We start from the raw sequence: 20,996 nt of genomic DNA on the forward strand, positions 1-20,996 counted from the left end.
GATCGTCGCGCAAATGCCTAGACAGAATCTTGAGAGCCCGAACCTCGATATCGTGCTGGCCGCAGCCCTGCAGCTGGCCGAGGGCGTCGCTCTGGAACCGATGAAGTTGCTCGAAACCGCAGACCGGCTCAATGGCGCGCAGCGCATCACCGATGTCGCTGCGCTCTACCAGCGCTGGCTGCAGCACTGCCATTCGTCGGTCAATTACATTATCCAGTTCAACCTGGGAACCACGCTGTCGCAACTGGGGCAGATCGAGGCCGCAGAGGCAGCCTATCGCGCCGCCATTGCCCAGAACCCGGAATTCGCCCAGGCGTGGTTCAACTTGGGGACGCTTCTGGAGCGTCAAAACAAACCGCAGGAGGCCCTGGCCATCTGGCAGTCGTTGCTCGATGACCGGCTGGTCGACGCCACGCAAAGCCGCGAGCTGTACCTGATGACCTGCAACAACCTGGGCCGCCTGTTCGAGGAAACCCGGCAGTTGCAGAAATCCGAAGCCATCCTGCGCACCAGTCTGGAAGTCGACCCGCATCAACCCAAGGTGATTCAGCACTGGGTGCACTTGCGCCAGAAACAATGCGTCTGGCCGGTCTATGAGCCACCGGCGGGCTTGACCCGTGGCGACTTGTTCAAGGCGTCCTCGCCCTTGGCACTGCTCGCCGGCAGCGATGACCCTGGCCTGCAACTGGCCGCCGCGGTGCACTTCGTCAAGGAACGGGTCAATGTACGGGTACCCGCCCTGGCTCCGGCCCAGGGCTATGGCCACCAGAAGCTGCGCATCGGCTTCCTGTCCTCGGACTTCTGCCTGCATGCGGTGTCGTTGCTGACGGTGGAGCTGTTCGAACTGATCGATCGGCAGCGCTTCGAGGTGTACGGTTTTTGCTGGACCCGCGAAGACGGCTCGCCCCTGCGCGAACGGGTCAGGCAGGCAATGGATCACTTCGTGCGCATCGACGCCATGGATGATGCCGCTGCCGCGCAATGCATCCGCGACCATGAGATCGACATCCTCATCGACCTGCATGGGCTGACGTCCGGGGCCCGTCCGGACATTCCGGCCTTCCGCCCGGCTGCGGTGCAGATGACCTACCTGGGCTTTCCCGGGTCGACCGGGCTGCCAGGCATCGATTATGTAATCGCCGATCGCTACCTGATCCCCGACAGCGAGAAGGCGTACTACAGCGAAACACCGCTGTACCTGGCGCAGATCTACCAGTGCAGCGATCGCCAACGACCTGTTGCGGCGCTGCCGACCCGCGCCGAGTGCGGCTTGCCGCAAGACCGTTTCGTGTTTTGCTCGTTCAACAACAACTACAAGTTCAACGAAGAAGTATTCGACTGCTGGATGCGCATCCTGCACCGCGCGCCCGACAGTGTGTTGTGGCTGCTGGCCGACAACCCCTGGGCCCAGGAAAACCTCTGCGCCAGGGCCGAGGCACATGGCGTGAACCCGGCTCGCCTGCTGTTCGCCCCGCGGGTCGCACCAGCGCAATACCTGGCCCGCTACAGTGCCGCGGATCTGTTCCTCGATGCGTACCCGTTCAACGCCGGGACCACGGCCAACGATGCCCTGTGGATGGGCCTGCCGGTGCTGACCCGCTCGGGACGCACGTTTGCCTCACGCATGGCTGGCAGCCTGCTGACTGCGCTGGACCTGCCGGAGCTGATCACCACCACGCTGGCCGAGTACGAAGAGCGTGCCGTCGAACTGGCGACCCAGGCGGATCTGTTGCCCGGCTTGCGTGAGCGTCTGCACCAGGGCCGCGAGCACTCGGCGCTGTTCGACACCCCACGCTTCGTCAGGGATTTCGAGGACGCGATCAGCAGTGTCGCGCCTGGCCGGGTGTAGGAGCGAGCTTGCTCGCGATGGACTTGAGAGCGCCACGTTTAGTCAGTAAACACGCGTTATCGTTAACGACCATCGCGAGCAAGCTCGCTCCTACAGTTGATCAGAACAACCCCTGGACCTTTTCCAGCTCGTTGCGGGTCATCAGGCCGGTGTGGGTGTGCAGGTTGACATAGCTTTGCAGCATCGCCAGCTTGGTATCGAGCAGGTCACGCTTTGAAGAGAACAGGCGCTGTTGGGCGTCGAGGATGTCGACCGTCGAGCGCACGCCGGCCTCATAGCCTTTTTCCGCGGATTTCAGGGCGGTCTGGCTGGATCGCACGGCGGTCACCAGCGCCTTGATTTTCTCGAAGCCCGCCACCACCCCCAGGTAGTTGAGCTCGAGGTCCTCATTCATTTGCTGGAGCTGGACCTCATAGCCGGACCGGGCACTCTCCAGGGCAGCACGGGCCTTTTCGGTAGAAGCGCTGACCCCGCCGCCCTGGTATATAGGGATATCGATGACGACGCCCACGTAGTAGGTCGACTGGCGCTGGGTCGTTTCGTTCAGGTCGCTCTGGCCGACCCGTGCGAGCCGGCCGCTCAGTGCTACGGTCGGGTAGTGCCCGGCCTTCTGTTGCTTGAGGTTGGCTTCGGCCACTTTGATCGAAGCACGGCTGATGCCCAGTGCAGACGCGGTCTGGTCGGCCTTGATCAGCCAATAGTCGAGGTCCTGCTCGGGTGCAAGCAAGGCGGCGGCCGGTGCCTGCTCTTGCATCTGCGGGATCTCGCTGACGGTAATCCCGGCGCGGCCCGCCAGCTTGCGCAGGGCCGCGCGATGCTGGGCCTGCAACTGAATTTCCAGGGCGCGGATCGAATCGAGCCGGGCTTGAGCCTCTTCAAGGTCTGTGATGCTGCCTTCACCGGCTTCGAACAAGCGTCGGGATTGCTTGGCCAATTCTTCGACCGAGGCTTTCTGCTGGGTCGTCAGCTTGAGTTCGTTTTCCACCTGGGCGAGATCGAAATAGGCCTGCACCACGCGATCGAACAACTCCTGGTCGGCACCTTCGTGCTGGACTCCGCCCAGTTGCCCACGCGCCTTGGCCTGTTCGTAGGAGGCCCAGCGGCCTTTGTCGAACAGCGGTTGGATAACCGACAGGGCAATGCTGTCGGAAGCGTACTGATCGTCCTGGCTATTGGTCGATGACTGGTGTTCAAACAGGCCACCCTGACCGTAGCGTGAGTTGATGGCGACCTGAGGCAGCAAGCCGCTGCGGCCGATAGCCTCTTCCTGGCGCGATGCCTCGTAGTCATGGTTGGCAACCTGGTAGGTCGCATCGTTGAGCCGCGAGGCGTCGTAGAGAGCGACCAGTGACAACGGCGCTTCAGCCGCCAGCAGCCGGCACGAGCAGAACACGGAGAGTAGCAAGGCGATACGTACGGACACGGTCATTCTTCCTTGAAAGCGCCAGCCATACGTTCGGTCACCGGCTGCATCAAGTAGTTGGCAAGGGTGCGTTCGCCGGTCTTGACCAGGACTTCAGCCTGCATGCCTGGCTTGACGTCCAGGCCCAACTCGCGCAGATGGATGATCGCCTCGGGACTGACCGAGACCTCCACCGAGAAGTAGGGCGAACCGCTGTGTTCGTCGATCAACTGGTCGGCCGACACCGTGAGCACCTTGCCGACGATCACCGGGGTGTGGATCCGTTGCAACGAACCGAAACGCAGATCGACCGGCAGCTCCGGCTTGAGCCGGTCGGCCATCATCGGCGGGAATTGCGCCTTGACCACCCAGCTGGAACCTTGCGGGACAATGTCCATCAGGCGCTGGCCCGCGGGGGCGACGCCGCCGACGGTGTGCACGGTCATGCCCATCACCTGGCCGGCGACGGGCGCGACGATTGCGGCGCTGTTGACTTCGAATTCCAATGACTTGATCTGGTCGATCAGGCTCGATGTCTGCGCCACGACCTGGGTCAATTGCGACTCGGCGTCGCTGCGAAAGACCTGTCCCTGTTGCAGCGCCTTGAGCTCGCTTTCATTGATCGCCTGGCGCGTGCGGCCGATATCGGAAACGCTCGAAGCCAATTGGGCGCCCAACTGCGCCGCACTGCTTTCGGCTTCGAACAGCCGGTTGCGTGGCAGATAACCTTCACGGGCCAGTTCCCGCAGCCCCGTGAGCGCCTGCTGCTGGAATTGCAGTTGTACGGCGTGGTTGCGCTTGATCTCTTCGAAGCCCTGGAGCTGTTCTTTGAGCGAGGCTATTTCGTGCTGGCTGATTTGCATGCGACTGGCCAGTTCGGCACGGCGGGTGGCGAACAGATAGCCTTGCAGCTCCATCGCCGCGACGGCACGCGGGTCGCCGGCGCGGGCCAGCAATGCTGCGGACCACTGCACAGTGTCGCGGTTCAGGCGTTCGGCCATCAGCCGATCCTCGACGGCGCGAGCGCCGAGCCACTGGCCCAGGGCGACATCCAGTTGCGACTTGGCCTGGACAGTGTTGAGCTGCATCACTATCTGCCCCTGCTGTACCTGGTCGCCCTCACGTACCAGGATGTTGTCGATGGTGCCGCCGGTGCGCGACTGCACGGTCTTGCGTTCGCCGGAAACCACCACCGTGCCGCTACCGACCACGCCGCGGTCAAGTGGCGCCAGGCAGGCCCAGAGCAGGAACCCGCCGAGGCCCAGGAGCAAAAACCACACACCGATCCTGGCAATGCCCGCGGCATCCGCATTGGGCTTGTTCTCGGGGGTCGAAATGTCGGTCGAACTGGCTTGCATTGACGCCTCAGGCTTCTTGATTACGGAGTTCGACGGCTTTTGCCGGCGTCGCTGGCACCAGGGTCTTGAGCACCTGGTCACGCGGGCCGAACAGGGTTTGTACGCCGTCCTTGAGGAACAACAGCTTGTCGACCGCGCCAAGAATGCTCGGCCTGTGGGTGACCAGCACCACGGTGCTGCCTTCGGCCTTGAGCTTGCGCACGGCCTGCACCAGCGCCGCTTCACCGGCATCGTCGAGGTTGGAGTTGGGCTCGTCGAGCACCACCAGAGCCGGCTGGCCATACAACGCGCGGGCCAGGCCGATGCGCTGCTTCTGGCCGCCGGACAACCCCAGCCCGCCAGTCCCGAGCAAGGTGTCATAGCCTTTGGGGAAGTGCAGGATCATCTCGTTGATACCAGCCAGTTGCGCCGCTGCGATGACCTTGCCTGCGTCCACCTCGCCGAAACGCGCGATGTTTTCGGCGATGCTGCCATCGAACAGCTCGATGTCCTGCGGCAGGTACCCCAGGTGCGGGCCGAGCGCTGCGCGCGACCACTGGCCGACCTCGGCGCTGTCCAGACGTACCGAGCCCTGCTTGGCAGTCCAGATGCCGACCATCGCGCGCGCCAGGGAAGACTTGCCCGACGCGCTCGGACCGATGATCGCCAGTACTTCGCCCTTGGCCAGGCTGATAGTCACGCCATTGACCGCAGGCTTGTGCATGCCCGGCGGGATGATCACCAGGCGGTCGATGCTAAGGGCCCCGGTCGGCGCTGGCAGGGGCATGCCTGGTGCGGTTTTGGGAAATTCGCCGAGCAGGCGGTTCAAGCGTTCGTAGCTGCTTTTGGCGTTACCCATCTGCTTCCACGAACCGATCAGCGCTTCGGCCGGCGCCATGGCCCGTCCCAGCAATACCGACACGGCGATCATCACCCCGGCGGAAATCTGGTTCTCGATCACCAGGATGGCGCCCAGGCCAAGGGCCAGCGATTGCCAGGTCATGCGCACAAAGCGTGTCAGCGCAGCGATCCGCGAACTGCGGTCACTGGCCTCACCCTGCTCGGTAATGACCCGCTGCTGCACGTTGAACCAGCGCTGGCGCAAGGGCGCGAGCATGCCCATCGCCTGAATCACTTCGGCGTTCTGCAAGGTACTGTTCACGTAGCTGGAAGACGCCACGGACAAACGGTTGGCCTCGCTCATGCTTTTGCGGGTGGTCATCTCGTTCCAGACGCCCAGCCCGGCAAGAATTAGCGAGCCGATGACAGTGAAACTCCCAAGCCAGGGATGGAACAGGAACGTCGCGATGACATAGATCGGCAGCCACGGCGCATCGAAGATAGCAATCAGCGCGGGACCTGTGACGAACTGCCGGATGCTGTTCAAATCGCTCAGAACCTGCGCCGGGTTGGAGCTGTGCTCCTTCAGGCTACGCTCGAACGCCGCATCGAATACCCGCTCGCCCAACTGAGTGTCCAGGCCGGCGCTCATCTTGATCATCACCTGGCCGCGCACCCACTCCAGCACACAGCCAAGGGCAAAGAACCCGAGCAAGATAAGGCTCAGCATCAACAGCGTGGTTTCATTGCGACTGGTCAGGACGCGGTCGAAAACCTGCATCATATAGATGGACGGGACCAGCATCAGCAGGTTGATCACCCCGCTGAACAGTGCCAACACGCCGAACAGCCGGCGATAACGTAGCAACGCTGCATCGATATCTCGCTGGGGATCTAGGAAAAATCGCATAAAGTCCGAAAGATGAAAAAAGCGTTGGGAAAGACGACGGTTATGTTGATGCCCGGGGGGGGATTGCGCGGCGGCGATGCTAGCACTTTGCCCCTTGTTAATGAACTGCTTGAGTCCAGTTGGCACCTTTACTCCATCGGCTTGAAGGAGGCGATCTTGAGTGGGTTTTCGATGGGCCGACGAGCAGTCGTCCGGGCCGGGTCGACGCAGGCATGGGCAGGCATACGTCGTACTCTGAGGAAGTCGTCTTTGGAGCGTTCTCTGCGGTCATGTCCGCGAAGCGTGCGGGTCAAATCTGATGCAAATGACGGCTCAGATCGACTGCGTTTTTTAGATGGGGGGATGGGGGAATAGAAAGGCTTTAAGAAATAAAAAACCCGGCTTTGGGCCGGGTCTTTTATTTGCCAGTTTTTCTGGCTTGTATCTTCAGGCTAATGAAGTCTTTGGGTGCTGCAAATTCGATGGCGCGGATAATATCAAAATAATGCCGATTGGCAAGAGAAGCCCGGCATCATGGGTTCAAATCAGCGACAGATAGCACTTGAGAATCAATCGCATAATCTCTAAGCTGCGACGGCGTCAAGGAGGACGCCCCCCACCCTCGCACCCCGCAATTCCCCTCGGTTTCATCCCACTCTTGCGTGTAAAGTAGCCACCATAAAAATCATATTCAGGACCCGATTATGGCCGTGGCTAAATCTTCTTTCGATATCAGTGCCAATTTCGACAGCGGCAACATCCAGGTGATCGACCTCAGCGACCCGCTCAAGCCCCTGCTGGCGATCCGCCCGGACACCAAAAGCAACCATTTCCAGTGGTTCCACTTCAAGGCCAGCGGCCTGCATGTCGGCCAGGAACACTGGTTTCGCCTGAACAATGCCAGCCAATCCTCTTATAACAAGGCCTGGACCGGTTACCAGGCAGTGGCGTCCTACGATCACGTCAACTGGTTCCGCGTACCGACCATCTTCGAAGGTGACTGCCTGCGCTTCAGCCTCGAGGCCGAGCAGACCCACGCCTGGTTCGCCTACTTCGAACCCTACAGCCGCGGCCGCCACGACTGGCTGATCGAGCAGGCGCTGAGCAAGGCCGGTACCGAACTGCTGGCCACCGGCAAGAGCGTCGAAGGCCGCGACATCCAGTTGCTGCGTAAAGGCACTGGTGCTGAAGGACGAAAAAAAGTGTGGATGATTGCCCAGCAACATCCAGGCGAGCACATGGCCGAGTGGTTCATGGAAGGCGTGATCGAGCGCCTGGAAAAACACGACGACCCAGTGCTGAACAAACTGCTGGCCAGCGCCGATCTGTACCTGGTGCCGAACATGAATCCGGACGGTGCCTTCCACGGCCACCTGCGCACCAACGCCATGGGCCAGGACCTCAATCGCGCCTGGCAGAGCGCCAGCCAGGAAATCAGCCCGGAAGTCCTGTTCGTTCAGCAGCAGATGGAAAAGTACGGCGTCGATATGTTCCTCGACGCCCATGGTGACGAGGAAATCCCTCACGTGTTCACCGCCGGTTGCGAGGGCAACCCCGGTTACACGCCGCGGATCGAAAAGCTCGAGGAGCACTTCCGCAGCCACCTGAAGCACACCACCAAAGACTTCCAGACCAAGTACGGCTACACCCGCGACGAACCGGGACAGGCCAACATGACGCTGGCCTGCAACAGTGTGGGCCAGAAGTACGACTGCCTGTCGCTGACCCTGGAAATGCCGTTCAAGGATCACGACGACCACCCGAACGCGGAAACCGGCTGGTCGGGCAAGCGTTCGAAGCAACTGGGCAAGGATGTGTTGACCACGCTTGCCGATATGGTCGATACCTTGCGCTGATTCGACTACAACGACAGAGTGACGTGGCCTGACAGCAGGCCACGTCACTCACTTGAGCATTTATGGTGTTGCAACAACGGAATTGCTCGACGGTGAAACCAGGCCAATAAAACTAACGGCCTTAACCAAGTACAGCGCCTCCCCGAAGATATTGGTTGTGGTAAAAGTTAACGCCGTAGTGTCTCCAATTTTTGTTGGCATAGGGCCCCCAGTAGAAAAATCCACGCTGTATATTTCATATCGAACAGCTTTAGGTGATGCGTTCCAGCTAAAAGTAATCGTCCTGGCGGTTGACCCCACTTTGGCAAAGTTTTCTGGGGCGGTTGGCGGGGTCTGAGGTGGAGCGTAAGAGGATAACCGCACAGCATTTTCGCGCCAGACACGCGCTGTATCGGCGGTAACAGCATTGCCTAACGGCAAACCGTACTGATCAATGACGGCCGGTGTCGAATAGTAAATTGAGTTTGGGCCGTGACATAAGATACTTCGCGATTTTCCATTAAAATATCCAAAACGATAGTTGTTCACGCCGTTAACATTGCAGTGATTACTGCCTGCATTGTGACCAATCTCGTGAGCGAATATATAAGCGCCATTCGATACACCGATAGCAGAACCACCAGGCGTCCATCCCAACCCCATTGGCCCTCCTGGCACAATATAAGCAAAATTTCCGTACGTAACGTCTGGCCCAAACTTGGCCATACCCTCGGCAAAAATTGTACGTAGTTTCCCGAGGGTTTCAGTTGAAATGGGGTAATCATCTTCAACTATCTGAATACCAACCAGTCTCAATGAAACGTTGTCCACCAAGGAATTGCGTAACATCATATTGACCAACTCAATCTTGGCCAACGCATCGGCATGCGCATCGCCGCCTGCTCTAATAACTCCCGCCTTGGAATACCCCATCAGTACATCTACAACAAAATGCTCTGACTTAGTTGAATTCACAGATGCAGTAGCGACCTGTTCATTCGGATTGGGAACAGCGTCTTCAATATCGGTTTTAGCCTCAGGCTCCGGAATAAAATGACTTACCCCCTTACTATCGACATGTAAGGAGCCGAATTGTCCCGGCTTATTGATCAATGCTGTCAAGCTTCCGTCAGCCGATCGAACAGTGACCAAAGAACCCTCGGATTTGTCCGGCAACCGTAGCTTGCCGCTCTCAACGGTATACCCATCAATGACCTTTGAACTCGAACGTTCGAAAACCGCTGGCGCAATCAAATCCGCATACAACTCCGCTGTCGATTTACTCGCAACATTCTCGACAACCCGTTTTTTCGGTTCCGCGGAATCAGTCGTCGGCGGATGTGCACAGGCTCCGAGTATCAAAGCCAAACACACTAACGACAGCCCGGAAAAAGCGCGTCGCATGGAACCCACACCTGCTGTCTTGGACATGGCCCGTCTCCCGGAATGGCACGATCAGTGCTCTTCGACTGACCCCGTTCGGGATCACTGCAGCCTTAGAGCATTGAACGTGCTTTTTCAGATCAGCGAAACTGTCAAAGTTGACAGGTGAGCGCCCTCCCTTCTTAAAACTGTCTTTTAGCGTAATGAGTTCAACCGCGACCCTTACCCCGCAACATACTGTCCAGCACCTCATCGCGGCGCACCCAGCCGTGAAACAACGCTGCCGCCAAATGCAGCAACACGGTCAGAAACAACAGATACGCCAGATACCCGTGGGCTTTGCGCAAAAACGCAAACACCTGCGCGTTCGCCGGCACAATCGACGGCAACTGCAGCGAATTGCTGAGCATCACCGGTTCGCCCGATGCCGAAATCATCGCCCAGCCCAAAAGCGGCAAGACCAGCATCAATGCATACAACAAGACATGCGAAGCCTTGGCCGCGAGTACTTGCACAGCCAGCAAGTCCGCCGGCAGCGGTGGCTGCGTGGTGGAAAAGCGCACCACCAGACGCACGATCACTAACAACAAAATCGCGACGCCCAAGGGTTTGTGCAGATGAATCAGCCATTCATGACGCTCGGACACCGAGGCAACCATGCCAGCGCCGATAAACAGCATGGCGATGATCATCAGCGCCATCAGCCAGTGCAGCAGGCGCGCCAGCGGTGCGAAGTGGTTCGGTTGGGTGTTCATTGCTGTGCCTCCTGTTTGGCGGCGGGCAACTGGCTGACTTCGCTGGTGCGACGCAGGTAGGAATTGGCGTAACCGGCTGAACGAGCGGCGAGCAGCGGGTCGTCGGAACTTTCGATCCCGGCAGGCAGCACCAGCGGGTCGTAGTTGATGTCACGGCATTCGCCGTTGAGTTGCGGCTGAGTCTTTTCAAGCACCAGAGTGCCAGCGTTCAACACCTTGCGCCCTTCGGGCCAGGCCTTGCTGGCGTCGTTGACCGGATCGCCGGGGTTGGCCAGGGTGATGTTCAACTGCCAGCGCAACGGGCCGGCGGCGATTCGCTGAACCAGGTCTTTTTCCAGGAAATCACTGCCCTGCGGTGCCGTGGCCCCCGGCGCGTCTTGGGCCACTGGCGTCATGCTCCAGCGTACCGCTTGCTTTTGACCGGCGGCGTTGACCAGGTAAAACGCATTGACGCTGTTGTAGGTTTCGGTGACGTAGCTGGCCGACGGCTTGGCCGTCTTGACCCAGGCCAGGAAAGGCGCGGATTCGGGATGCGAACCGAAAAACGCCGGCACGGCCTTGGGATCGGGTTTGCCGGTGGCCGGGTCTGGCGACTGGGCTTGTTGAAACTGGTAGAACGCCTCGGGCGTGCCCACCGGGAACACCGGCATGCTGTTCATCCCGGTGCGCCACTGCTGGCCGTTGGCCTGAGTGAAGCGCAAGGCCATGCTACGGATCGGCACAGCATTGTCCGGTGCGTATGGATTACCGGCGGGCAGAGCAAAACGTCCGACCACCGGCGTCCGCGCGTCGTTGAACACCTGAGCGGTGGAATAGCTGCGTGCCTCACCGCTGCTCTCGAAATACCCGATCACGCACACACCTTTGGAGTGATTGCGACGGAACCCCGGATGCACGCCATTGTTGGTTTCCAGCACGTTGATTAGTTTCTTCGGGGTCAGGCGCTGTGGGTCGAGAGTGCCGTTGACGTAGGCAAACGCCCCAGCCACTGCGGCAACGACTACGGCAATGCCAGCCAGACGCAACATCAGGCTGGCGGCGCTCAGGGGCGGCCGGATTGGCGGTGATGATCGATCTACCATGAAAGACTCCAGGGCCATCGGCCACAAGTGAGAAGAATCAAGCAGACGAACCGCACGCAGGTTTATTCCCACACGCGGTTTTTATTTTTTCTGACGTGGAATAACCTCGAGTACCGGGCGTCTTCCTAGTCCAAAGCGTAGTGACTAGTCAGAGTTTGATGAACGATATCGACGAACAACTCAGAGAAATCATTCCCCGATTGCGGCGCTTCGCCGTGTCGTTGACGCGCAACACCAGCAGCGCTGACGACCTGGTGCAAGCCTGCCTGGAGCGCGCGCTGTCGAGTTGGGGTAGCAAACGCGCCGAGGGCGACTTGCGCGCCTGGCTGTTCTCGATTCTCTATCGACAGTTTCTCGATGCGCACCGCCGCTCCCGGCGCTATGCGCGCATGCTCGACTTTTTCACCGGCCGTGACGATGCCCAGCCCTCGGTGGAGCGCACAGTCATAGCCCAATCGACCCTCAACGCCTTCGACCGACTGCCCACCGAACAACGCGCGCTGCTGCTCTGGGTGTCCGTGGAAGGCTTGAGCTACAAAGAGGTCGCCGAGATTCTCGACGTACCCACCGGCACCGTGATGTCCCGCCTGTCCCGGGCTCGCCAGGCCCTGCGCCAACTCAGCGATGGCGAAATCAACCGCCCATCCCTGCGGAGACTCAAATGATCAGCATGCCCCCCAGCGAGCGTGACCTGCACGCCTACGTCGACCACCAACTGAGCGACGCCGACCGACGCCTGGTCGAGACTTTTCTGGCCAGCAATCCCGAAATCTCCGCACAAGTGCACGCTTGGCAACTGGACGCCCAGCAACTGCGCGCCGCCCTTGGTGGCGCCTTGCAGCAGCCAACCAACCCGGACCTCGATCCGGCAGTGATACGCCAGCGCCTCAAACGCCAGGCCCGTCGGCACCTGGCCAGTGCCGCGGTGTTGTTGATCGCGGTCGGCATCGGCGGCGTTAGCGGTTGGCAAGCACGGCAAATGACCCTGCTCAGCGCATCGGCACCGATGGCCGACGCACTGCAAGCCTATCGCCTGATTGCCCAGCAAGGCCTCCTGCCGGCCGATTACAAAGTCGGCGAGGACGGTGATATGCAGGGTTGGCTCGACCGTTATTTCACACAGGCCAATCGCCTGCCCGACCTTTCGGATGCCGGATTCAAACCGGTTAGCGGGCGCCTGCTGAGCACCGAGCAAGGACCGGCGGCGATGGTGGTCTACGAGAACCAGAGCGGGCAGAAGATCAGTTTCTATGTGCGACCGCCCGGACCGAAAAACTTTCTCCTGCCCAGGGGCAGCCGCAGTGATGGCGGGTTGCAGGCCGAGTACTGGTCGGGAAGCGGCTACAACTATGCGATGGTCAGCCCGACGGACACCCCGGCGGCGCGGATGCTCAGCAAAACAGTACAGTTTTGATGGTGACCCCAATCAAATATGGGAGCGGCGGTGCGGCGATCCGACTTGCTCGCGAAGGCGGTGTGTCAAACAACATCATGTTGACTGATGCGCCCCCTTCGCGAGCAAGCCCGCTCCCACAGGGTTTGCAGTGCGACTCCGCTGGAAGCCAATTCACTGCTCTGGTTACACTATGCCGCCGCAGCACGAAGAGCCTGCCCGCACTCCAGAGGTGATATCCCAGTGGCCGTTCGACCGCCCAACCGTTCGCGAACCCAATCGCGCTGGCAAGCGTTGCGTCGTCTGCTCGGCAGGGCACCGGCTGCGGGCAGCTACGCGACACGCCAAGTCATCCACGATTACTTTCGCCACCAGGCCCACTCTCGGGGTTATACCCTGAGTCACAGCCAACAGCGCGTGATCGACTGCATGGCCCTGCATGCCTCGATACTGATGGGTGAATCGTCGAAAACCCTTCCCGGCCTTTACCTGCATGGTGCCGTGGGGCGCGGCAAAAGCTGGTTGCTCGACGGGTTTTTCCGGGCCATTCCCCTCGCGGAAAAACAACGCCTGCACTTCCATGAGTTTTTCGCCCAACTGCATCTGGGCATGTTCAAGCACCGCGAACAGGCCGACGCCCTGGCGATCACCCTCGATGAACTGCTCAGCGATTGCCGGGTGCTGTGTTTCGATGAGTTCCATGTGCACGACATCGGCGATGCGATGCTCATCACCCGGCTGTTCAAGGCGCTGTTCCAGCGCGGCATCCTGGTGCTGCTGACCTCCAATTACCCGCCCGAAGGCCTGCTGCCCAATCCGCTGTACCACGCCCGCTTCAAACCGGTGATCGACTTGATCAATACGCGCATGCAGGTGATGGAAGTCGGCGGGCCGCACGACTATCGAAGCCAGATCCGCAGCCACGCGCAACAGGTGTTCACCCAGGGCCATTACGTGTGGCCGGCCAGTGTGGCGCAGCGTCAGGCTTTGCACCTGCCGGATCGCGACGCCCCGGCCGTGTCGTTGCCCGTCGGCACCCGGCATTTCCAGGCGCGCTTGTGCGAGGAGCGGCGCATTGGTTTTACCTTCGCCGACCTGTGCGAGCAACCCACGGCCGTGATGGACTATCTGGAACTGTGCCGCCGCTTCGACCGCTGGATCATCGATGACCTGCCGCGGCTTGGCGAGTGCTCGATTGCCGCCCAACAGCGCTTCATCAACCTCATCGACGTGCTGTACGACCAGGACAAACACCTGACGCTGCTTGGGCAGCACTCATTGCGCGAAAGCCTGGGTGGTGATGCCATTGATCTGGCGCGCACCCGCAGTCGATTGGGGCAACTGGTCGAAGTCAGCGAACTGGCATGAGCGGTTTTTTTTGTTGTATTGAAGGGCCTCTTCGCGAGCAAGCCCGTTCCCACATTGATTACCGATCCTTTGTGGGAGCGGGCTTGCTCGCGAAGGCGGCCTGACAGTCGCCACATCTTTCCCGCTATCATGTCGCGCATTTGCGGGGCCTCGCGCCTACTCCTTGATCAATAGCGAATCTGTTCATGCATACCCTTGCTCAATTGCGTGCCGGCGAGTTGTCGGGCATCACACGGCTGGATCTGGTCGATGGCCTCACCGAATTCCCTCGGGAAATTTTCGATCTGGCGGACTCGCTGGAAGTGCTCAACCTCACTGGCAATGCCTTGAGCGCCCTGCCCGAGGACTTGCATCGCCTGACGCGTTTGCGCGTGTTGTTCTGTTCCGATAACCGCTTCACCGAGTTGCCGGCCTGCCTGGGCCAATGCGCCGCACTGACGATGATCGGCTTCAAGGCCAACCGTATCGTTCACGTGCCCGCAGCGGCCCTCCCGCCTCTTTTGCGCTGGCTGATCCTGACCGACAACAGCATCGAAACCTTGCCGGAGGAACTGGGAGAGCGCCCGTTCCTGCAAAAGCTCATGCTCGCCGGCAACCGTCTGCACACGCTGCCGGAGTCGTTGCGTCAGTGCCATCGACTGGAGCTGCTCCGCATTGCCGCCAACCAGTTGACCGAGTTGCCACAATGGCTGCTGGAACTGCCGAGCCTGACCTGGCTGGCGTACGCCGGTAACCCACTGGAAACCGAAGCCGATGCCGCGGCCCTCGACGCCACACCGCGCATTGACTGGTCGGCATTACGCCTGGAGAAAAAACTCGGCGAAGGGGCCTCCGGAGTGATTCATCAAGCCCGCTGGCAACCGGTTGATCAGCCACCCATGGCTATTGCGGTGAAGCTCTACAAGGGCGAAATGACCAGCGACGGTTCGCCATTGCACGAGATGAACGCCTGCATCACAGCCGGGCTGCACCCGAACCTGATTCGCGTCGAAGGGCGGATTGTCGATCACCCGCAGCAAACCGCCGGACTGGTGATGCAACTGATCGCACCGAGCTACCGCAACCTTGCCGCGCTGCCCAGCCTGGCGTCGTGCAGCCGCGACATTTACCCCGACGACTTGCGCTTCAATGCAGCGGTGGCGCTACGCATTGCCGCGGGCATCGCCTCGGTGGCCGAGCACCTGCACGGCCATGGCATCACCCACGGCGACCTCTATGGACACAATATTCTGTGGAATGAACAGGGTGATTGCTTGCTGGGGGATTTTGGCGCGGCGTCATTCCACGCCTTGTCCGACAGCCCGGAAAGCCGTGCCTTGCAGCGGATCGAGGTACGGGCGTTCGGGGTATTGCTGGGGGAATTGCTGGCGCGGGTTGATTCGGGGTTGAGCGATGAGCAGCGTGGGGTGCTGGAACAGCTGGAGCAGCGTTGCTGTCAGCCGCAGGTGCTGGCGCGGCCTGGGTTTGAGGAAGTTGTTCAGGAATTAGCTGAGTTCAAACTGTAAATACAAAACAATGTGGCGAGGGGGCTTGCCCCCGTTGGACGGCGAAGCCGTCCCAAAAGCGACGGCTGCTGCGCAACCGAACGGGGGCAAGCCCCCTCGCCACAAGTCAGATCCAGGCCAGTCCGATCAACCCGCCAAGCCGACAAACATATCCTGCACGTCGTCGTGGTTATCGAGGCCTTCGAGGAACGCTTCGACTTCCGCCATCTGCTCATCGCTCAGGCCGCTGACCGGGTTCTTCGGCTGGTAACCCAGTTTGGCCGACAGCACGGTGAAGCCTTGTTCCGGCAGGGCTTTCTGGACCGCGTCGAGGTCGGTCGGCTCGGTCAGGAACAGGGTTGCACCCTCTTCAGCCGGTTCGAAATCCTGTGCACCGGCTTCGATGGCGGCCATTTCCGGATCGGCGTCCGGGGTGTCCGGCGACGCTTCGATCATGCCGACATGGTTGAAGTCCCAGGCCACGGAGCCGGACGCGCCCAGTTGGCCCTTGCGGAACGCTACGCGGATCTCGGCGACGGTGCGGTTGATGTTGTCGGTCACGCACTCAACGATCAGCGGCACCTGATGCGGGGCGAACCCTTCATAGGTCACGCGATGGTATTGCACGGTTTCGCCCAGCAGGCCCGCGCCCTTCTTGATGGCGCGATCCAGTGTTTCCTTGGGCATCGAAGCTTTCTTGGCCTGTTCAACCACCAGGCGCAAGTGTGCGTTGGTAGCAATATCAGCGCCGTTGCGCGCAGCAATGGTGATTTCCTTCACCAGTTTGCCGAAGATCTTGCCCTTGGCATTGGCTGCCGCTTCTTTGTGTTTAACCTTCCACTGTGCGCCCATTTCTCACTCTCTTATCTGTGGCATCTGTGGCGCCGAGACATCTATTGGCCGACGCTTTGCGCAAGTTTATACGGCCTAAAGTTGGCAATCGACCAAAAAATCCCGACTTGCATCGACATCTTCACCAGCGGTTGTAGGGCGATTCGGAAATGTCGCTTTGGCGTGCCCGCAATGCGCTGGGGTTTCGTACGCTCTGCACCCTACTCCACGGCGGTAGCGCGTTCGATGCACAACGACAAGGAAAGTCCCACCACCCTCACGCTTCTCGACAACGACCTGAGTTTCCAGGTGGTACGGTTCAGTGGTCATGAAGCTCTCAACCAGCCCTATCGATTCGACATCGAGGTCATCGGGCTGGCACCGGCCCTGAACCTTGAGCGATTGCTGCACCAACCGGCAGTCCTCGAGTTCGGCCACGACCAAGGCATTCATGGCGTGCTGCACAGTGCCAGTTGTGAACATCGAAGCGGACACCGGGTCGCCTACAAACTGGCGCTGGTGCCCCGTGTCCAGGCGCTGGATCAGCAACGATGTCGACGTGTTTTCCAGCGCACCAGCGTGCCCATGATCCTGCGCCAATTGCTTGAGGAGCATGGATTGCCCGCCAGCAGTTATCGCTTTGAACTGACAACCGGGCACTATCCACTGCGACCTTTTTGCATCCAGTACGATGAAACCGACCTGGCGTTGCTGCAACGACTGTGCGAGGAAGAAGGCATCCACTATCACTTCGAGCATCAACACGACGGCCATGTGCTGGTGCTGGCCGATGACAGCCTGAGTTTTCCCCAGGAACCGTTGCTCATGTCGATGAGCAACAATGCCCTCGGCGAGCACCAGGAACCGGTGATCAGCGAATTGTTCCAGCGCCATGATGCCCCGCTCTCCCCTGTGCGCCCTGGCGCCAGGAATCCGGGTGCAGCAGACATCAGCGAAGGCGCAGCCAATCACTCGTTCGCCACAGCACGGCATTGTCCCGCCCGCGAACAACAACATCGCGACCAGCTCAGCCGTCGACAACTGGAACGCCTGCGCTGCCGACACCTGCAGATCCACGGTCAAAGTAACCAGAGGGCATTTCGCAGTGGTCGGATCCTGCAAGTGGCCGAGCACCCGCTGGCGAATTTCAATGATCAATGGCTGGTGACAGAAATAAGCCATCAGGGGCGCCACTCATCGATTCTGCTCGACGACTCGTCGGGCATGGCCGCGGGCTACCGCAATCAATTCAGCGCCATCCCCTGGTCGACGGTGTACAGGCCCCCACTCAAACAACCCCGGCCGAGCATTCCCGGGTATCAGCCCGGCCAGGTGTGCGGCCCGCTCGGGCAACCGGCGCCAGTGGATGAGGATGGCCGGGTTCAGGTGCGCCTCTGGCCCGCCACGCCATCAGCCACGGAGGCGTCCACCGGCCTGTGGCTGCCGCTGGCGCTGACCTGCGCCGAGGACTGGATCGATCCGTCCCGCTTGCCCGTGGCCGGCAGTGAGGTACTGGTGATTTTCCTCGACAGTGACCCGGATCGCCCGGTGCTCTGTACGGCTCTGGGCCCTAGGCCGAAACCTCATCGTCCTCGCCCGCGCGAGCCCCGTGGCGATACCCGCCTGCTGTTCGACTGGCTGCTCACCCGCTCGGACCTTGCGCCCTGAAACTCAGCCCTTGTCAGCCTTGCCGGCGGCGGCAGCGAACTTCGCCAGGCGCACGTCCAGATGCCGTGGCCGACGCCCGTGATCCTCCGCGCGTTCCTTGCGGCGGATGGCGTTGCGCACCATCAACGAGCCGAGGTAGCGAATCGGCTCCGGCGGGAAAAAACCCAGCGGGCCGTTGACCAGCGGCGAGCGGGTCCAGGGGTTGTCCAGGCCCTGGACCATCGACGCCAGAATCTGTCCGCCCATATGGCAGGGACCGACACCGCTGCCGGAGTAGCCGAAACCGTAGAACACATTGCCACTGGCGCTCATCTGCCCGAAAAACGGCAGCCCGGTCACCGAGCGGTCCGACGGACCATTCCAGGTCGCTTCAACCTTGACGTCGGCAAACGCCGGGAAGAAATCCGCCAGGCTGTTCTGCAACAAACCCGCATAAGGCGAAGGCTGATCGAACACCGGCAGCATGCGTCCACCGTAAGCGAAGGTATTGCCGCCCTTGCCCAGCATGATCCGGCCGTCCGGGGTGTTGTGGTAGTAGTGCACGAAAATCCGCGAATCGAGCACCGTGACGCCGCTGGTCAAGCCGATTTCATTGAGCAGGTCCGGGCGGGGTTCAGTGATCAGCATGTCGCTGGAAACGATCGCCACGCTGCGCTCGAACTGCGGGAACGCCCGGGCCATCCAGGCATTCATCGCCAGCACCACGCGGTCGGCGCGGACGGTGCCGTTGGGGGTTTGAATGCCCACCGGCTTGCCCTCTTCCAGCCCGGTCATCGCGGTGTTTTCGTGAATCCTCACGCCCAGCTGCAGGGCGACCCGGCGCAGACCGCGCACCAGCTTGCCTGGCTGCACACTCGCCGCGGCCGGGGAAAACCAGCCTTCCAGGTGTTTGCCGGACCCGGCCATGCGCTGCACATCAGCCACCGGCCGCTGGGTGAATGAGTTGATGCCGTTGCGCTCCAGTGCGGCGATGACCGCATCGGTCGAGCCGTATTGCGCACGGTTGGTGGCGGTGTAGAGCGTGCCGTCGAGGCGGTAATCGGCGTCCACCGCGTATTTTTCGCAGAACGCGCCGATGGCATGAATGCTGCGCTCGGACTCCTTGACCAGGCGCACGGCCTCTTCGACGCCGAACAAGCGCTCAAGAGTGAAATACTTGGCCGACCACGACAACGCACAACCGCCGTTGCGCCCACTGGCCCCGGCGCCACAGATATCCGCTTCGATCAGCAACACGTCCAGCTCGGGGTTCTGTTCCTTGAGCATGATCGCGGTCCACAACCCGGTGTAGCCGCCGCCGACGATACACACGTCGGCGCGGCTGTCGCCTTCCAGTGGCGGACAGGTTTCGGATGCATCAGCCTTCAAGGCCTGGTCCAGCCAAAAGGGTCTCATGGGGAAATCTCCAGTCAATGGCCCACACGCCAGCCTGCCGCAGACGCAGCAGGCGACGCGGGGCAGGATTCAGGTGCGCAGGGGTTTGATGTTCATCGCCCGATTGGGCACGAAGGGGTAGTTGGTTTTCAGGCCGCCAGGGCGGCTGTTCCAGTGCGGGATCAGCACCAGCGCCGAGAACATCGCGCAGCCGGCGAAGACAATGAACACGGTAACGGTGTCGAAGTAACCCGGTAGCAGGCCACCGAGAATCGCCCCGACCGAGCCGCAGCCGTTGACGAAACCGGCTGCCGTGGCGCCGGCCTTGGCGGTGCCGAAGTCGATGGCGGCCGAGCCGCTGATCATCGAGTCAGGTCCATAGAGGGTCAGGCCCATGACGAACAGCAGCGCCACCACCAGCAGTACGCTGCCGGTATGCAGGGCGCCCATGAAAAACGCCAGGGACACCGTTAGCGCCAACAGGCTGATCACGCAGGCCGGCATGCGCCGGGCGCCGAACAGTTTGTCCGAGGCCAGGCCAATCAGGATCGGCCCAAGCAATCCCGCCAGTTCAAACGCGGTCGGAATGATCGCCGCACCCACCTTGCCCACCGAAGGCATCTGTTCGAAGACGATCACCGGCCCCCACAGCAGAATCGCGTAGCGCGCCGGCTTGAGCATGAAGTACGCCAATCCCAACACCAGCACGGTGCGGTTGCGCAGGATTTCCTTTAGCGGCTCCCACATGCTGATTTTGCTTTGCGCGTCAGCTTGTTCGGCGGTCAGCTCAGGTTCCGGTTCCACCGCCGGCAAGCCCACGTCTTCCGGTTTGTTGCGTTGGAAAATAAAAAACAGCACGGCGACCAGCCCAACCACCGCCGCACTGGAAACAAACGCCGCATGCCAGCTACCGATGAGCGTGTACGCCCACCAACCGGCAAACGGCGAGGCTACCAGACCACCAAAGGCATAGCAGGAACTCCACAGGCCCAATACCCGCCCGCGTTGCTCGGAGGGAAAGAAGCTGCCGAGGTTCTTGCACAATCCCGACCAACCGGTGGATTGCGCCAGGCCTTGTATCAGCATGCAGGTAGCGAAAATCGGTAACGTTGCAAAGTTGCCCATCACCAGCGCTGCTGCGGCGGAAATCAGCAACCCGCCGAGCACCACCACCCGCGGCCCGAAGCGGTCGGCGAGGATGCCCCAGGTGAATTGGCCAACGGCGTAAGCCGTCAGGTAGATGGCGTCGAGGTTGGCCATGGCCATTTTGTCGAGCATGAAGGTCGGATCTTCGCCAATACCGAGTTTGGCGACCGAGAACGCTTTGCGGGTGAAGTAGAAAGCGGCGTAGGCGAGCCAGGTGATCGCGAAGATCTGCACGCGCCAACGCTTGATGGTGCCGATGTGCTTGTTCATTGTAGTTCTGACCTCAGGGTGTGAGTGTGCCGGCAGAATTGGAAGAAAACGCCTGTGTTTTTATTGTTGAGCACTGCGAAATCACCTTGT

At 60.7% G+C, this 20,996-nt stretch carries 16 protein-coding genes; 7 read left to right on the top strand and 9 right to left on the bottom strand.

Annotated elements, in window-relative coordinates; all coding sequences use genetic code 11:
• The first annotated feature begins 13 nt into the window (after positions 1 to 13).
• Positions 14 to 1,849: a tetratricopeptide repeat protein gene (locus QMK54_RS20890; RefSeq protein ID WP_320401264.1), complete on the top strand. Its 1,836-nt coding sequence runs from the start codon at positions 14 to 16 to the stop codon at positions 1,847 to 1,849.
• A 100-nt stretch (positions 1,850 to 1,949) separates the two neighbouring features.
• Here the strand turns inward: QMK54_RS20890 and QMK54_RS20895 are convergent, their stop codons facing one another.
• Genes QMK54_RS20895 through QMK54_RS20905 form a run of 3 tightly spaced genes read right to left on the bottom strand, consistent with a single transcriptional unit; the run spans position 1,950 to position 6,338 of the window.
• Positions 1,950 to 3,278 carry a TolC family outer membrane protein gene (locus QMK54_RS20895; RefSeq protein ID WP_110660279.1) on the bottom strand — a complete coding sequence of 443 codons (1,329 nt, stop codon included), beginning with the start codon at positions 3,276 to 3,278 and terminating at the stop codon, positions 1,950 to 1,952.
• A complete protein-coding gene (locus tag QMK54_RS20900; protein WP_110660278.1) occupies positions 3,275 to 4,609 on the bottom strand; it encodes an HlyD family type I secretion periplasmic adaptor subunit in 1,335 nt (444 codons plus the stop codon). Before QMK54_RS20900 ends, QMK54_RS20895 begins: the two co-directional genes overlap by 4 nt.
• Before the next feature lie 7 nt (positions 4,610 to 4,616).
• The gene (locus tag QMK54_RS20905; RefSeq protein ID WP_110660277.1) at positions 4,617 to 6,338 is read right to left on the bottom strand and encodes a type I secretion system permease/ATPase; all 1,722 of its coding nucleotides are present in this window, start codon (positions 6,336 to 6,338) and stop codon (positions 4,617 to 4,619) included.
• A gap of 683 nt (positions 6,339 to 7,021) precedes the next feature.
• On the opposite strand from QMK54_RS20905, the gene QMK54_RS20910 reads away from it, so the two are divergent.
• Positions 7,022 to 8,173, top strand: coding sequence for a M14-type cytosolic carboxypeptidase (locus QMK54_RS20910; protein ID WP_110660276.1), 1,152 nt, complete (start codon positions 7,022 to 7,024; stop codon positions 8,171 to 8,173).
• A gap of 60 nt (positions 8,174 to 8,233) precedes the next feature.
• Here the strand turns inward: QMK54_RS20910 and QMK54_RS20915 are convergent, their stop codons facing one another.
• The 3 genes from QMK54_RS20915 to QMK54_RS20925 form a co-directional block, all read right to left on the bottom strand.
• Entirely contained in the window at positions 8,234 to 9,583 is a 1,350-nt protein-coding gene (locus QMK54_RS20915; RefSeq protein WP_320401265.1) for a hypothetical protein, read from the bottom strand.
• A 161-nt stretch (positions 9,584 to 9,744) separates the two neighbouring features.
• On the bottom strand, positions 9,745 to 10,290 hold the full coding sequence (locus QMK54_RS20920; protein ID WP_223589087.1) for a cytochrome b: 546 nt from the start codon (positions 10,288 to 10,290) through the stop codon (positions 9,745 to 9,747).
• Complete coding sequence (locus QMK54_RS20925) at positions 10,287 to 11,372, bottom strand: catalase family peroxidase (protein WP_320401266.1); 1,086 nt, start codon at positions 11,370 to 11,372, stop codon at positions 10,287 to 10,289. Before QMK54_RS20925 ends, QMK54_RS20920 begins: the two co-directional genes overlap by 4 nt.
• Positions 11,373 to 11,530: 158 nt before the next feature.
• Here QMK54_RS20925 and QMK54_RS20930 point away from each other — a divergent pair, with 158 nt between their 5' ends.
• The 4 genes from QMK54_RS20930 to QMK54_RS20945 all read left to right on the top strand — a co-directional run bounded on the left by QMK54_RS20930 (position 11,531) and on the right by QMK54_RS20945 (position 15,638).
• A complete protein-coding gene (locus QMK54_RS20930; RefSeq protein WP_103395435.1) occupies positions 11,531 to 12,037 on the top strand; it encodes a sigma-70 family RNA polymerase sigma factor in 507 nt (168 codons plus the stop codon).
• Entirely contained in the window at positions 12,034 to 12,786 is a 753-nt protein-coding gene (locus QMK54_RS20935; protein WP_320401267.1) for an anti-sigma factor, read from the top strand. The genes QMK54_RS20930 and QMK54_RS20935 overlap by 4 nt, the downstream gene beginning before the upstream one ends.
• A 222-nt stretch (positions 12,787 to 13,008) precedes the next feature.
• A complete protein-coding gene (gene zapE / locus QMK54_RS20940; RefSeq protein WP_110661902.1) occupies positions 13,009 to 14,133 on the top strand; it encodes a cell division protein ZapE in 1,125 nt (374 codons plus the stop codon).
• 185 nt (positions 14,134 to 14,318) lie between these two features.
• The gene (locus QMK54_RS20945; protein WP_320401268.1) at positions 14,319 to 15,638 is read left to right on the top strand and encodes a leucine-rich repeat-containing protein kinase family protein; all 1,320 of its coding nucleotides are present in this window, start codon (positions 14,319 to 14,321) and stop codon (positions 15,636 to 15,638) included.
• 126 nt (positions 15,639 to 15,764) lie between these two features.
• Here the strand turns inward: QMK54_RS20945 and QMK54_RS20950 are convergent, their stop codons facing one another.
• Entirely contained in the window at positions 15,765 to 16,469 is a 705-nt protein-coding gene (locus tag QMK54_RS20950; RefSeq protein ID WP_223589079.1) for a YebC/PmpR family DNA-binding transcriptional regulator, read from the bottom strand.
• A gap of 225 nt (positions 16,470 to 16,694) precedes the next feature.
• On the opposite strand from QMK54_RS20950, the gene QMK54_RS20955 reads away from it, so the two are divergent.
• Positions 16,695 to 18,116 (top strand): type VI secretion system Vgr family protein, encoded by a 1,422-nt coding sequence (locus QMK54_RS20955; RefSeq protein ID WP_223589134.1) that lies wholly within the window; start codon positions 16,695 to 16,697, stop codon positions 18,114 to 18,116.
• A 3-nt stretch (positions 18,117 to 18,119) separates the two neighbouring features.
• Here the strand turns inward: QMK54_RS20955 and QMK54_RS20960 are convergent, their stop codons facing one another.
• Complete coding sequence (locus tag QMK54_RS20960; protein ID WP_223589077.1) at positions 18,120 to 19,511, bottom strand: FAD-dependent oxidoreductase; 1,392 nt, start codon at positions 19,509 to 19,511, stop codon at positions 18,120 to 18,122.
• A gap of 69 nt (positions 19,512 to 19,580) precedes the next feature.
• A complete protein-coding gene (locus tag QMK54_RS20965; protein WP_110660818.1) occupies positions 19,581 to 20,906 on the bottom strand; it encodes an MFS transporter in 1,326 nt (441 codons plus the stop codon).
• Positions 20,907 to 20,996: the final 90 nt, after the last annotated feature.

Source organism: Pseudomonas sp. P5_109 (assembly GCF_034009455.1).
In the GTDB taxonomy this organism is placed as follows: Bacteria; Pseudomonadota; Gammaproteobacteria; order Pseudomonadales; family Pseudomonadaceae; genus Aquipseudomonas.